Source organism: Erythrobacter sp. S249, assembly GCF_057364975.1.
This window is the reverse complement of sequence record NZ_CP200287.1, coordinates 60,914-74,402: the sequence shown is the minus strand read 5'-3', so window position 1 is coordinate 74,402 and position 13,489 is coordinate 60,914. Positions and strand designations below refer to the sequence as shown.

General features: G+C 59.7%; 15 protein-coding genes and 1 tRNA gene. 8 read left to right on the top strand and 8 right to left on the bottom strand.

The features are described from left to right. Positions 1-27: 27 nt before the first annotated feature. Positions 28-918, bottom strand: a complete 891-nt coding sequence (locus AC0V6V_RS00340; protein WP_486163527.1) for a fructose bisphosphate aldolase — start codon at positions 916-918, stop codon at positions 28-30. Positions 919-1,091: 173 nt separating this feature from the next. On the opposite strand from AC0V6V_RS00340, the gene AC0V6V_RS00335 reads away from it, so the two are divergent. After that, positions 1,092-1,847: a flavodoxin family protein gene (locus AC0V6V_RS00335; RefSeq protein WP_486163526.1), complete on the top strand. Its 756-nt coding sequence runs from the start codon at positions 1,092-1,094 to the stop codon at positions 1,845-1,847. A gap of 14 nt (positions 1,848-1,861) precedes the next feature. Beyond that, on the top strand, positions 1,862-2,332 hold the full coding sequence (locus AC0V6V_RS00330) for a DUF6789 family protein (RefSeq protein ID WP_486163525.1): 471 nt from the start codon (positions 1,862-1,864) through the stop codon (positions 2,330-2,332). Here the strand turns inward: AC0V6V_RS00330 and AC0V6V_RS00325 are convergent. From AC0V6V_RS00325 to tkt, 5 genes are all read right to left on the bottom strand, one after another. Next, a complete protein-coding gene (locus AC0V6V_RS00325) occupies positions 2,329-2,784 on the bottom strand; it encodes a PaaI family thioesterase (protein ID WP_486163524.1) in 456 nt (151 codons plus the stop codon). The two genes, AC0V6V_RS00330 and AC0V6V_RS00325, sit on opposite strands and share 4 nt — an antisense overlap. A gap of 7 nt (positions 2,785-2,791) precedes the next feature. Continuing rightward, positions 2,792-3,220: a DUF4440 domain-containing protein gene (locus AC0V6V_RS00320; RefSeq protein WP_486163523.1), complete on the bottom strand. Its 429-nt coding sequence runs from the start codon at positions 3,218-3,220 to the stop codon at positions 2,792-2,794. Between the two features lie 3 nt (positions 3,221-3,223). Then, positions 3,224-4,426 carry a phosphoglycerate kinase gene (locus AC0V6V_RS00315; protein WP_486163522.1) on the bottom strand — a complete coding sequence of 401 codons (1,203 nt, stop codon included), beginning with the start codon at positions 4,424-4,426 and terminating at the stop codon, positions 3,224-3,226. A gap of 84 nt (positions 4,427-4,510) precedes the next feature. Beyond that, positions 4,511-5,518 (bottom strand): type I glyceraldehyde-3-phosphate dehydrogenase, encoded by a 1,008-nt coding sequence (gene gap, locus AC0V6V_RS00310; protein ID WP_486163521.1) that lies wholly within the window; start codon positions 5,516-5,518, stop codon positions 4,511-4,513. Positions 5,519-5,533: 15 nt separating this feature from the next. Next, complete coding sequence (gene tkt, locus AC0V6V_RS00305) at positions 5,534-7,525, bottom strand: transketolase (RefSeq protein ID WP_486163520.1); 1,992 nt, start codon at positions 7,523-7,525, stop codon at positions 5,534-5,536. Between the two features lie 233 nt (positions 7,526-7,758). Between tkt and AC0V6V_RS00300 the strand changes: the two genes are divergently transcribed. The 6 genes from AC0V6V_RS00300 to AC0V6V_RS00275 all read left to right on the top strand — a co-directional run bounded on the left by AC0V6V_RS00300 (position 7,759) and on the right by AC0V6V_RS00275 (position 11,936). Next, positions 7,759-7,995 carry a hypothetical protein gene (locus AC0V6V_RS00300; RefSeq protein ID WP_486163518.1) on the top strand — a complete coding sequence of 79 codons (237 nt, stop codon included), beginning with the start codon at positions 7,759-7,761 and terminating at the stop codon, positions 7,993-7,995. Continuing rightward, complete coding sequence (locus AC0V6V_RS00295; RefSeq protein WP_486163517.1) at positions 7,992-8,501, top strand: cell division protein ZapA; 510 nt, start codon at positions 7,992-7,994, stop codon at positions 8,499-8,501. Before AC0V6V_RS00300 ends, AC0V6V_RS00295 begins: the two co-directional genes overlap by 4 nt. Before the next feature lie 371 nt (positions 8,502-8,872). Then, positions 8,873-9,442 (top strand): 5-formyltetrahydrofolate cyclo-ligase, encoded by a 570-nt coding sequence (locus AC0V6V_RS00290; RefSeq protein ID WP_486163516.1) that lies wholly within the window; start codon positions 8,873-8,875, stop codon positions 9,440-9,442. A gap of 4 nt (positions 9,443-9,446) precedes the next feature. Further along, a complete protein-coding gene (locus AC0V6V_RS00285) occupies positions 9,447-9,683 on the top strand; it encodes a DUF2842 domain-containing protein (protein WP_486163515.1) in 237 nt (78 codons plus the stop codon). Between the two features lie 63 nt (positions 9,684-9,746). Beyond that, positions 9,747-10,613 (top strand): ThuA domain-containing protein, encoded by an 867-nt coding sequence (locus AC0V6V_RS00280; protein WP_486163514.1) that lies wholly within the window; start codon positions 9,747-9,749, stop codon positions 10,611-10,613. 78 nt (positions 10,614-10,691) lie between these two features. Then, entirely contained in the window at positions 10,692-11,936 is a 1,245-nt protein-coding gene (locus tag AC0V6V_RS00275; protein WP_486163513.1) for a hypothetical protein, read from the top strand. 58 nt (positions 11,937-11,994) lie between these two features. On the opposite strand, the gene AC0V6V_RS00270 is transcribed toward AC0V6V_RS00275, so the two are convergent. Together AC0V6V_RS00270 and AC0V6V_RS00265 are read right to left on the bottom strand one after the other, a co-directional pair. Beyond that, a tRNA-Asp gene (locus tag AC0V6V_RS00270) sits at positions 11,995-12,071 on the bottom strand. A 97-nt stretch (positions 12,072-12,168) separates the two neighbouring features. Continuing rightward, positions 12,169-13,488 (bottom strand): dihydrolipoamide acetyltransferase family protein, encoded by a 1,320-nt coding sequence (locus tag AC0V6V_RS00265; RefSeq protein WP_486166125.1) that lies wholly within the window; start codon positions 13,486-13,488, stop codon positions 12,169-12,171. Position 13,489: the final 1 nt, after the last annotated feature.

Genomic DNA, 13,489 nt, shown 5'->3' with positions numbered 1-13,489 from the left:
AGCCGCACGCCAATAGTCTTGCGCAGATCAGCCCGCGACGCTGGCAGTGCAGATCTTGTCGATGGCTTTGCCGAGCGTGTCGTCGAACTCCGCATCGCTTTGCGCCGCACGCAAATCTTGCAGCAAGCCGCGGCTAAAGCTCGCGATCATCCCGGGGTTGTGCGCGAGCTTCTCGCACGCTTCGTCGGTGGAGAAGCCACCCGACAGTGCAACCACGCGCAGCACATTGGGATGCGCGATGGCTGGGGCATAGAGGCCGCCCTCAACCGGGATGGACAGCTTCAACATTACCTTGTGGCCTGTAGGCAGGCTATCCAGCCCCTTCATAATTTCAGCCAGCAGAATTCGCTCGCCTTCCGCACGGTCTGCGGCGGTAATGTCAAATTCCGGCTCCAGCATAGGCACAAGACCTGCGTCAGCGATCTGGTTGCCGAGCGCGAATTGCTGCTCCACCACTTTGGCAATGCCGGCGGCGTTCGCAGACTTAATGACAGAGCGCATCTTTGTGCCGAACATGCCGTGGCCAACAGATTTTTCGAGCAGCGCAGGGAGCTTATCGAGCGGCTTCATCATTTGCACGCCGTCCGCTTCGTCGGCGAGACCTTGGTCGACCTTGATAAACGGCACAATACCGCGCTCTTTCAAGGCATCAGCGGTCGAGGCACCCTCAACCTCGCTATCCATCGTGCGCTCAAACAAAATGGCGCCGATGATCTTGCCATTGGCGAAACTGGGCGAGGTAATGACCCGGCTGCGCATGTCATGGATGCGGGCGAACATCTCGTCATCGCCGGACCATGCTTCATCAGAAATTCCGTAGCCGCGCAGAGCCTTTGGCGTGGAGCCGCCTGACTGATCCAACGCCGCGATAAAGCCCTGGCCGCCAGCGATCTTGGCTGTCATTTCATCGAAATTCATCGGAAGTCCTCATTCACCTTGGATGCTCTAAGGTGTGCTGATGCATACCTATGCGAGAGCGCGTTTGAGCGCGCTTTAGCTAGCCCTAAAACTTGCTGCAACCGCGAAACCATTTTGTCGGGTAACTAATCGGGCATTTGTGCGTTGAGTGCATATAAAAATAAGGAATGACAATGCTCAACGCTAAGCAAAATACCCTGTGCGATGAAAATCAGACCGACTTTACCGACTTAAAAGCGCTCTTCATCAATTGCACGCTCAAGTACCCTGGCGAACCATCGCATACCGATGCATTGATCGATATGTCTGCAGAGATCATGCGCAAGAACGGTGTGAGCGTTGAGAGACTGCGCGCGACCGAGCACGATATCGCTTGGGGCGTCTATCCTGACATGACAGAGCATGGTGCCAAGAAGGACGATTGGCCCTCGGTCTGGCCGCGCGTTCAAGCGGCAGACATTGTCGTACTCGGAACACCCATTTGGCTGGGTGAGAAAAGCTCAGTCTGCCAGCAAATGATCGAAAAGTTCTATGCGCATTCGGGAGACCAGAACGATAAGGGGCAATACATTTTCTACGGCAAGGTCGGCGGGTGCCTGGTCACGGGCAATGAAGACGGAATCAAACATGTCGGCATGGGCGTGCTCTATTCGATGCAGCACGTCGGCTTTACCATCCCTCCGCAAGCTGATGCTGGCTGGATTGGAGAGGCTGGCCCTGGCCCATCCTATGGCGATGAAGATGATGACGGCAATAGGATTGGGTTCGACAATGACTTCACCAGACGAAACACCACCTTCATGACATGGAACCTTATGCATTTCGCACGCATGTTGAAGGATGCTGGAGGTATTCCGGCTTATGGCAATTCACGTGAATTGTGGAATGAGGGACACCGTTTCGACGTGCCCAATCCCGAATACAGATAATCAGGAACCAAAAATTGACAAACACGTCTTCTAAGCGCCTGCCATTCATCGCAATTCTGCTGATCGCCGGCGTCACAGCTGAGATAGCATTCGAATCGTTTGGTCTGTTGTTGGCTCCGGTTTTGTTTGGGTTTCCCATGGAGCCCGCCAATCTGGTCATCGGATTGATCAAGACCTTCACTGGAATGGAAGCGAGCTATGCCCTCGCCTACTCACTGCATTTGGGCGTGGGTGCGATCGTATTTCCGCTTGGCTATGTGCTGCTGCGCAAAACTGTTTTGGCACGGGGCTCATGGATACTGGCAGGACTAATTTGGGGCTTAATCCTGTGGTTCACAGCGCAGGGCGTTCTGGCGCCACTAATGGGCCGAGCTTTCATGATGGATTGGGTGCCATACACCTGGGCATCGCTGATTGCGCACCCGATGATGACGTTGGTGATAGCGTTCATCTGGAACCGTTTGGCCGAGCAAAAACCAACTTAGTTAGGCTTCTTGCCCAGGCGCCGGATAATCCCGGTAAAGCTGAGCGCAGGATTGCCATCAGCGGTTACCATGCCGCGCACGAAGATTGTTTTGCCCCCGCCGCGTGTCACCTCGCCGCGCGCCTCGACCAGCGAGCCATTGGGCACTGCACCAAGGAAATCGCCTGCGAGATTGAGCGTCACCGCGTTCCCGCCGTTCAGCTCATCCGTGGCGATCCCGAACAGCGCGAAATCGGCAAAGGTCAGCAAGCAGCCGCCGTGCATAAAGCCCGCGCCATTCATATGCCGATCCTGCGCGCGGAAGGCGCTTACGTAGCTGCCATCATCCTGACGCAGCATGTAAAACGGGCCGGACTGCGTCTCAAAGGCGTCGTGGTTCCAATGGTACCAGCCTTCAAACTCGCCCTGTTCACATCGGACCGCGCCGCCGTATCCATATTCAGTCTCGCTCATGCGCGCATCAATTCCACAGCTGGAGGTTCTGGATCGCGGCAGGCAGCGATTCTTCGGGGTCCGTGCGGGAAAGGCTGCGCTCGGCGAGTTTCCAATTGTTGCCAACCGTCCCCTTGCGCCACAGGTCCGTCAGCCAGAATTGGCCGGACCAATCGCGTGCGCCGATCCGCATTTCCAGATCAACACCGGCGGCAAACCAGGCGCATTTGCCATGCTTGTTGATGATAACCTCGCGGAACCGATAGGCGGAGCAGCCAAAGCGGCCTTCGGCAGCCTCCAAAAAGCTGGGCCGGTCAAGCAATTGTGAGCGGTCTGCGCCGACGATCATCATAAAATCGCGCCGCACAAGTTTGCGCAGATCGCGGTTGTCGCGCCGCATCCAGGCCCGCATAAAGCGGTGCTCCAACGTCTCAATCGTGGCGGCAAAATCGGCCATAGTCTAAGCGCTCAGTGCCGCGACGCCGGGCAGGACTTTGCCCTCCATCCATTCGAGGAAGGCCCCGCCAGCGGTGGAGATATAGGTCACCTGGCCCGTCACGCCCGCTTGCGCCAAGGCAGCGACGGTGTCGCCTCCGCCCGCGACAGAGATCAGCGAGCCTTCCTGCGTCAGAGCAGCGGCATGGCGAGCCAGCGCCATGGTCGCGGTGTCGAACGGTTCGGTCTCAAACGCGCCGAGCGGGCCGTTCCACACCAGAGTGCGGCAGGTCTTGAGCACATCAGCCAAGGCCTCGGTCGCGAGCGGGCCGATATCGAGGATCATTTCATCGCCTGCGACCTCGTGGACATTGCAGGTTCGAAGGCTCGCCGGATTGGCGGCAAACTCTTTGGCCACCACGACGTCATAAGGCAGGTGCACCGTGCAGCCGGAATGGTCCGCCTCGTCCAAGATTTTCGAGGCTGTCTCGATAAGATCATGTTCAGCCAGACTTTTCCCGACATCCACTCCGCGCGCGGCGAGGAAGGTGTTGGCCATACCGCCGCCGATGATGAGATGCTGAACCTTGCCCACGAGGTTTTGCAGAACGTCGAGCTTGGTGGAGACTTTCGCCCCGCCCACCACGGCCGCAACCGGGGTTTCCGGATTGCCAAGCGCGCTGTCGAGCGCAGTCAGTTCGCGCTCCATCGCGCGGCCTGCATAGGCGGGCAGATGCGCCGCCAACCCTTCGGTTGTCGCATGGGCGCGGTGCGCGGCGCTAAACGCGTCATTGACGTAGAAATCGCCGTGGGCCGCGATGCTTTGCGCGAAATTCGGATCGTTGGCCTCTTCACCGGGCCAAAAGCGAACATTGTCGAGGAGGCCAATATCGCCCGGCCGCAGGATACCAATCGATTGTTCGACCACCGGGCCAGCGACCTCTGGGATGAACATCAGTTCCTTGCCCAGCACGCCTTCAACATCGCCCACGACCATGCTGGTCGACAGCGCCGAATGGCGCGCGCCGCCCGGACGTCCGAAATGCGCCAGCATCAGGACTTTCGCGCCCTTCTCACTCAGCTCCAGAACGGTTGGCTTGATCGCCTCAACCCGGGTCAAATCGCTGGCCGATCCGCCCTGCATCGGCAGGTTGAGGTCAACGCGGACGAGCGCAACCTTGCCAGTCAGGTCTGCGGGCAAATCATCGAGGGTTTTGAAGTTGGGCATTTGGAACTCCGCTAGTGCTGAGCCTGTCGAAGTACGATTGGCGGGCGCTCACCCTTCGACAAGCTCAGGATGAGCGCAAGAGGATTACAGGAATTTCGCCATTACGCCGGCGGTGTCGATCATCCGGTTGGAGAAGCCCCACTCGTTGTCATACCATGATACGACGCGAGCGAGCTTGCCCTCCATCACGCTGGTTTCCAGGCTGTCGACGGTCGAGCTGGCTGGGTGATGGTTGAAATCGCTGCTGACGAGCGGCTGATCGGTGTAATCGAGCACGCCTTTCATTGGACCATCGGCGGCCGCTTTCAGCGCAGCGTTCAGTTCCTCTACGCTGGTGTCGCGGCCCGGTGTGAACACCAGATCGACCAATGAGACGTTCGGCGTCGGCACGCGAACGGACGACCCGTCGAGCTTACCCGCCAGCTCTGGCAGCACCAGACCCACCGCGCGCGCCGCGCCAGTGGTGGTCGGGATCATGTTCTGCGCGCCGCCGCGAGCCCGGCGCATATCGCCGTGCATCTGGTCCAGCATGCGCTGATCATTGGTGTAGGAATGGATCGTGGTCATGAAACCGCGCTCAATCCCGACCAGATCGTTCAGCACCTTCGCCACTGGCGAGAGGCAATTGGTGGTGCAGCTGGCGTTGGAGACGATCACATCATCCGCGGTCAGCACATCGTGGTTTACCCCGTAAACGACGGTGGCGGAGACGTTTTTAGCTGGGGCAGAGATCAACACGCGCTTTGCGCCTGCCGTCAGGTGCGGCTCGGCGGCCTCGTGGCTTTGGAAGAAGCCGGTGCACTCCAGCACAATGTCCACGCCTTGGGCGGCGTGCGGCAGATTGCCGGGATCGCGCTCGCTGGTCACGGCAATGCTCTTGCCATTTACGATGATTGCGCCCTCGCCAACCTCTACCGTGCCGGGGAAGCGGCCATGCGTGCTATCATATTGGAACAGCAGAGCGTTGGATTTCGTGTCCGCCAGATCGTTGATCGAGACGAGATCCAGATCGTGACCGCTGCGCTCCAGAATGGCGCGCGCCACAAGCCGCCCGATGCGACCAAAACCGTTGATTGCAACCTTCGTCGCCATAGTGAGAACTCCTACTTAACCGTTTAATTTGTTGTGGATTTTCGGAAGGATGGCTTCGGCGGTCAGGCCGAAATGCGCAAACAGATCCTTCGCCGGGGCAGAGCCCCCGAATGTGTCGATACCGATGTTGAGCGCGTCTGCGCCAATGCCAGTGTATTTCTGCCAGCCAAAGGTTGTGCCCGCCTCGATTGAAACGCGCAGTACGTCTTCGCCCGTCGCCAGAATGTCGGCGCGGTAGGCCTCGTCCTGCTCGTCGAACAGTTCGGTGCAGACCATGGAGACAACGTCCGTGCCAATGCCCTGAGCTTCCAGCTCGGCGGCGCATTCAGCGGCCAGGCTGACTTCAGAGCCAGTCGCGTAAATCACAACCTTGCGGTCTGCGCCCGCAGCCTTGGTCCGGTATCCGCCGCGCGCCGACAGGTTCTCACCGGCATCTGTCAGGCGCTGCTGAGGCAGGCCTTGGCGGGTGAGCGCCAGAATGGTCGGGCGATCCGACTGCTCCAGCGCGGTTTTCCAACATTCTGCCGTTTCCACCGCATCGCATGGGCGCATCACCAGCACATTGGGCATCGCGCGCAGCGAGGCAACATGCTCAATCGGTTGGTGCGTCGGTCCATCTTCACCCAGCCCGATGCTGTCGTGCGTCATCACATAAATCGCGCGGGCCTGCTGCAGAGCAGACAGGCGGATCGCGCCTCGGGCATAGTCGGTGAACACCAGGAATGTGCCGCCGTATGGGATGACCCCGCCATGCAGCGCCATGCCATTCATCGCGGCGGCCATGCCGAACTCGCGAATGCCGTAATAGACATAGCGGCCAGAATAATCGTCGGCCGAAAACGCTTCGATCCCGCCGGCCTTGGTGTTGTTTGACCCAGTTAGATCGGCGCTGCCGCCGATGGTGTCGGGCAGAACCGGATTGATCTCAGCCAGCGCCATTTCGCTCGCCTTGCGGGTCGCGACGCTGACGGGCTCTTTAATCAAGCCTTGGATATAGTCATCGAGACCGAAAGTATCCGGCAGATCGCCTGCCATACGGCGCTCAAACTCTTCCTTTTGCTCAGAAGCGTTGAGGCGCGTTTGCCAGGCGCCATGCGCCTCGCGGCCCATATCGGCGGTGGCGCGCCAGTCCTCTAGGATCTCAGCAGGCACGGTGAATGGCTCATGCGGCCAACCCAACGCTTCGCGCGCACCGGCAATCTCGTCTGGACCCAGCGGCGCACCGTGCGTGGCTGAGGTGCCCTGCTTGGTCGGGGCACCCTTACCGATCACTGTCTTACAAGCGACCAGCGATGGGCGGCCATCGGCCTCCGCCTCTGAAATAGCGCGCTCAATATCGGCAAAGTCGTGGCCATCACAGCTGACAACGTGCCAGCCTGTCGCTTCGTAGCGGGCCTTGATATCTTCGCTGGTCGACAGATCCGCTGATCCATCAATGGTGATGTTGTTATCGTCCCACAGCACGATCAAGCGGCCAAGGTGAAGGTGCCCGGCAAGGCCAATCGCCTCGTGGTTGATCCCTTCCATCAGGCAGCCGTCGCCTGCGATCACCCAGGTGCGGTGATCGACTAGGTCATCGCCAAAGGTCGCGTTCAAATGCCGCTCTGCCATCGCCATACCGACGGCCATCGCCAGGCCCTGGCCCAATGGCCCGGTGGTGCACTCCACACCTTCGAGCAGGAAATTTTCCGGGTGGCCCGCGCATGGGCTGCCCAGCTGGCGGAAATTGCGGATGTCATCCATCGTCGGCGCGGCATATCCGGTGAGATGCAGCAGCGAGTAGATCATCATCGAGCCGTGGCCCGCACTCAATACGAACCGGTCACGGTCGGACCAATCGGGGCGCGCAGGGTCGAATTTGACGTGTCCCGAATAAAGGACGCTGGCGACGTCCGCCATGCCCATTGGCATTCCCGGGTGGCCTGAATTGGCGGCCTGAACCGCATCCATCGAAAGGGCGCGAATGGCGTTCGCCATCTGCTGCAAGCGGGCGGGTTCAGTCGTCATGCTCGGGTGGGCTCCTGGTGCCAGCTGAATATGCATCCGAAGCGGCGCGATTGTGCAGCGATTCGGTGTTGGAGAAGCCTTTGCCGAGGCGCATAGTGAGGTCAAGCGCAGGCCCCATGCTAACCCCGTACAATCCGCCCAGCCCGGTTTCTGCACGCTCCGCTACCAACACTTATCAACAGCAATCACCAAGGCTTTGCAGCGCCTAATCTTTCTTGGTAAACGCTCAGCCCATGAGTGAAGCACGAATTGATGAGGCGATTGGACGGATTGAAAATGCGCTTCGCCGTATGGATGCGGCGCGCGCGGCCAATCCACCAGCCCCCACCCCCGACGATAAGCCTAGCGAGGAAGAGGCCGCGAACTCTGCCCGCGTGATGGCGCTGGTCAACAGCCACGAGAAACTGCGTGAAGAAGTGGCCGATACCCTGCGCGAACTGGACGGCGTGATTGCGGAGCTGGAAGAATGAGTACCGTTACATTGCAAATCGGTGGCCGCTCCTATCAGGTCGCCTGCGCCGATGGCGAAGAAGCCCACATCGAAATGCTGGGCGGCATGATTGATGCCAAATTCAACGCTATGGGCGGCGCCCGGACCCCGCAGGATGCACAGAACTTTCTGTTCGCATCGCTAATGCTGGCGGATGAGGTGCACGAGGCCAGCGGAAAAAGCGGCGCGCCGGCTGCGGCTGCGGCAGCACCAAGCGTTGATGATACCGCAAACGCTGAAAACGCAGCGGAACTGGAAGAACTGCGCTCGGCACAATCGAGCCTCAACGACGAGCTGGAAAGCCTGAGCAAAGAGCTTCAATCCGCCCGCGAGGAAGCAAAATCGCTTTCCGAACAGCTGAAAGAGGCGAAAGAAGCCGCCGATCAGCGCGATATGTTTGGCGAAGATGTGATCGCTGGACGGCTGGAAGAACTGGCGGCCAAGGCAGAGAGCTTTGCCGAGGCGCTGGAAGGCTCCGCAGCTTAAGCGCTGGGCGAACGAGGCACCTTACAGACATTTCGCTTGAGGATGGCCCCTGCGCACCCTAATTAGAGGTCGGCGGGGCTGCCCGGCGCGAGCCGACTGAATATCCCTGAGGCTATAAGCAATCCATCGGGAGCTGTCCCTGCCTGAGTCCACCGGTTCGGCCGTGGGATTTGGGCATACGGCGCCCACCTGACGTTTTCGCGTCAGAGGATTTCTCCTGGTCCGGCCCATGGTGGTCCCGCTACTTGTTTTTCGCAGCGCATCCGCGCCGCGACTTCCTCGCTCATCGCGATCGATGATCGCATCGCTGCGGGCGCCCAGTCGGGCTTGCGGCCCTGCGGGCCGATTGGACAGATTGAGGTAGTGTGACTTTGCTGAGCAAAACCGAACTGCGCAAAGCGCTCCGCAAGGCGCGCCGCGAGCATGTGCTCGCCCAGCCAGAGGCGATCAAAGCGCTCTTATTCAGCCGTCCGCCGGGCGCGCTGCTCTCGAGGATCAGCGAGACCGCCAGCATTGGCCTTTACGCCGCCAGCGCAGATGAGGCCCCGGCGGCGGGCTATGCCAAGTTCTTTCACGAGCAGGGCCGCTCCATCGCCCTGCCCCGGTTTGACGCGCGGGACAGCGAGATGACCTTCGCGACGTATGCAGATCCTTACATTGATGACCTGCTCGAGGACGGTCCGTTCGGCGTGGCCCAACCGCGCGCGGATGCAGCGCCCATCATTCCCGACGTCGTGTTCGTCCCGCTAATCGGCTTTACCGAAAACGGCGAGCGTCTGGGCCAAGGCGGCGGGCATTATGATCGCTGGCTATCGGAACATCCGGGCCGCTTGGCCATTGGGCTGGCATGGGATGTCCAGCTGTGCGAGGCCCTGCCGGTCGAGCCGCATGACATGGCCCTCGATGCGATCATCACCCCCACTCGAGCCTACGGATTGTAAGACGATGCGCGAAGAACCAACCTGGCGAATTCCAGCAGGCATTATCGGCCTGTTTATCGCGCTGATCGCCTACGGCTTCGTGATCGCCCATTTCGCGCCGACCACGATCAGCACTTGGCCCGGATGGGTCCAGACAATCGTCTACATTTTTCTCGGTGTCGTCTGGTTGCTGCCGCTCAAACGCTTCCTGATCTGGATGGAAACCGGCAGCTGGAGCCCGCCGGCCCCGCCTCAAGACTAGTATTGCTGGAATAGCTCCAGCGCCGCGCCTTGCCGCGCGGGGATGCGCTGATACAGTGGGCGCATGAAATGGATTATCACGCCCCTCGTTCTTGTGCTCGCTGCCTGCGCACCCTCCGCCGCTCAGACTGATGAGGTCGCTGCGCCCTATGACAGTGCTCCTCCCGAAATCACCGAACATATGCCGCAGCCTGCCGTGCTGGTGTTTTCCAAGACGCGCGGCTGGCGGCACAATGAAGGGATCGCGGGCGCAGACCGGTTCTTTGCCGAAACGGCCGGCTACACCGGGATGGGTCTGTTCACGACCGAAAACGCCACGGTCTTTAACCCCGAGCAATTGGCGCGGTTTGAAGTCGTCGTGTTCAACAATATGACCGGTGACGCGCTTTCGCCCGAGCAAGAGCAGGCTTTCCGCAATTGGCTGGAAGCAGGGGGTGCGCTGATCGCACTGCACGGCTCTGGCGACAACTCACATGGCGATTGGAGCTGGTACGACGATCAGGTGATCGGGCCGGAGTTCATCGGTCACCCGGCTGGCCCACAATTTCAGGAGGCGCGCGTCGTGAATCTCGCGGTCGACCATCCCGTTATGGACGGCATTCCTGCGGAATGGATGCACAATGACGAATGGTACAGCTTTGACAGCGCTGAGCTAGGCGATGCGGTCCCGTTGTTGGGTCTCGACGAAGACAGCTACAGCCCGGAAAACTACCAGTACGGCCCAGTACAAGACTTGCGCATGGGCGGCGGGCCAGAAGGCCACCCGATCGCCTGGACCAGCTGCCTAGGAGAGGGCCGCGCGTTCTATTCCGCCATCGGCCACAATCACACCAGCTATGACGATCCGATCTATCGGCAGATGCTCAGCAACGCTTTGGCGTGGGTAAGAGCGCGGGATGCGACGAAGCGAGGCTGTACCCGTGCCAAGTGATCCGCGCTGAGCACAGCGAGGCTTGATAGAACAGCGCGGCCCAGTCATTCTTTCCCAAACATTTGGAAGGAAACGATAATGCGGCGTGCGACCACTTGGGCTTTTCTTGGTGCAATCTCTTTGGGGCTTGCCGCGCCGGCCGCCGCGCAAACCGGCTGGACCCGCGAAGCAACGGATTACGGCGCATTCTATTCCAGCGAGCGCAGCGACAGCAAAGTGCTGGTCCTGCTGCTGTGGGAGATCGACCAGAAGAATGGCTCCAACCTAGCCGGCATGCCCGACAGCGCATCAGAGGTGGTGATAGAGCAAGCGCTGGCTGCCATGCCCTTTGCGGTTGAGGAGATCGTCTCTGAGGATGTCTCCAATCAGCGTATGCCGAAGATCACAGGTTATGCGAGTACGCCGCAGGGTAGGAAGGCATTTGCCGCGACCTTATCCAACCGGGGTGTATCGCGCCGTCTCGTCGTGCTGCTGGATGACCCGGCGAATATCGACAAGCTGCTGCGCCGCGTGGGCAGTGTCTCAAACTTCCGTTCCTCCATCGCCGCCGCTGATCGGCCTGGCTGGGTTCCAGGGCAGCAAACCGCGCGGCCACGAAGCTCGGCGCGAACAGCATCAAACAGCAGGCCGACGCGCACCGCCGCCGCGCAGCCAAGCGCTAAACGGGTCGCCCGGCCACGCGGGAATTATGCCCTGCCGACCGACCAAAGTGAGATGCTCAAATGGCCTTTTACCAAGCCCATCACTTATTCGCCCAATATCAGCGACCCACTTGCTCCGCGTGGATATTATGGGGTGACCGCTCCCCAATCTAATATCACGACCTTCCAAGGAGCCTTTCAGGATATGGTCGGTGCGACAGATATCAAGATGACTGGCAAACCAGTGTTTCGCAGCCTGCGCGCGTGGACAGAATATGATGGCCGACAATCGCGCCTGGCAATGGTGCCGACCGTTCGAAACGGGCAAAAAAGCGTCCTGATGGTATACTTGGTCTCTCGACGAGGAAATCCGCAATTCACGGCTCTTGGCTACGAAGTCCCGGAGCAAGCTTTCCTCGAGGGCGGGGGTATTGTGCGTATGATGATGATCCGTGGCATCATTCCATCAGCTGATGTCTTTCCCGTCAGGGAACGCCGCCGGATCGCACGCTCACCGTTCAAACAACAGATGGATTTGTACGATGCAGCGCTAACCAAGCTTTATCAGCGCAGAAAACGCGCCTTTATCGCTTCGCAAAGCGCCGTGACTATGCGGATGATGGAGCTCAATTACGATCTATTGCTTGGCGGCGATATCAGCTCACCCTTCATCGCTGACTAGACCGCGCCGGGTAGCCCGACGGATCCTCACTAATCAGCTTTTCGAAAGAGGTCCCAAGTGGCGCGAGTGACGAGACTTGAACTCGCGACCTCCGGCGTGACAGGCCGGCGCTCTAACCAACTGAGCTACACCCGCATAATGTGGGTTTGCACCGCTTGGGAGCAGGGCCATTAGGCCCCACTGATCTGACTGTCAACGGCTCTGACGGTCATTTTTTGCCATTTTGAAAACTTTATTCCGTCAGCAGCAAAACTGGCGTCTCAACCAGCTTTTTCACGTCCTGAATAAAGCTCGCTGCATCATAGCCATCAACCACCCTGTGATCGCAGGAAATCGAGATATTCATCAGCTTGCGCTTCTCGATTCGCTCCGTGCCATCCGGGCCGGTGACATACATTGGCCGCTCGATAATGCGGTTAGGGCCAATGATCGCAACCTCTGGCCGATTGATGACCGGCGTGGTCGCCACCCCGCCCAACGGGCCGAGCGATGTGACCGTCAGGGTCGAGCCTGACAGCTCCGCCGAAGTGGCCGAGCCGTCGCGCGCAGCCTCCGCCAAGCGGCCGATTTCACGGGCAAGCTGCCAGATATTTTTCGACTGTGCATCTTTGATCACCGGCACCATCAGGCCGCTGTCGGTTTGCGCGGCCATGCCGAGGTGGATCGCGCCATGACGGGTGACGACATTCGCCTCGTCATCATAGCGCGCATTGATCATCGGATAATCCGGGATCAGCTTGCAGAATGCACTGATCAGCAGCGGCAGCATCGTCAGCTTTGGCTTATTACCGCGATTGGCGTTCAGATCCGCGCGCATCCGCTCCAGCTCCGTCACATCGACTTCTTCGACGTATGAGAAGTGCGGGATGTGGCGCTTGGACGCGGCCATATTTTGCGCGATCCGCTTACGCAGGCCGATGACCTTGATCGGCTCGTCACTGCGCGGGGTGCCTGCCGGGGCAAAGCCGCCGCCTGCATTGTACGACAGAAAGGCGTCGAGATCGGCGTGGCGAATGCGGCCATCGGCGGCAGGCTTCACCTCGCCCAGATCAATGCCGAGATCGCGCGCGCGCTTGCGCACCGCTGGAGTCGCGAGGACTTTAGCGTCCGCTTGCCCTGAGCTGGTGGCGCTAGGCGCCGTCTTCGACTCCGAAGGGCTGTCCTTCTTTTGCTTGGGTTCGGTTGAAGAGGAAGACAGTGCTTCGACAGGCTCAGCACGAGCGGCAGGAGGAGGAGAAGGCTCTTCTTCCGCGACTTCAGGCTCGGGAACGGCTTGTGAAGTCTCTTGCTGTGGCTCTTCCTCCACTTCGCCCTCAACCTCAACAACCAGCAACATCGCGCCAACCGCGACGATATCGCCAGCCTCGCCTGCGACTTCGGTCACGGTGCCGGTCACCGGGCTTTCAATGTCGATCGTGGCCTTGTCGGTCATCACATCGACGATGTGCTGATCTTCTTCGATACGATCACCGACCTTGACCTGCCATTCGACGATCTCGGCCTCGGCCACGCCTTCACCCACGTCGGGCATGTTGAATGTGAACTTTGCCATC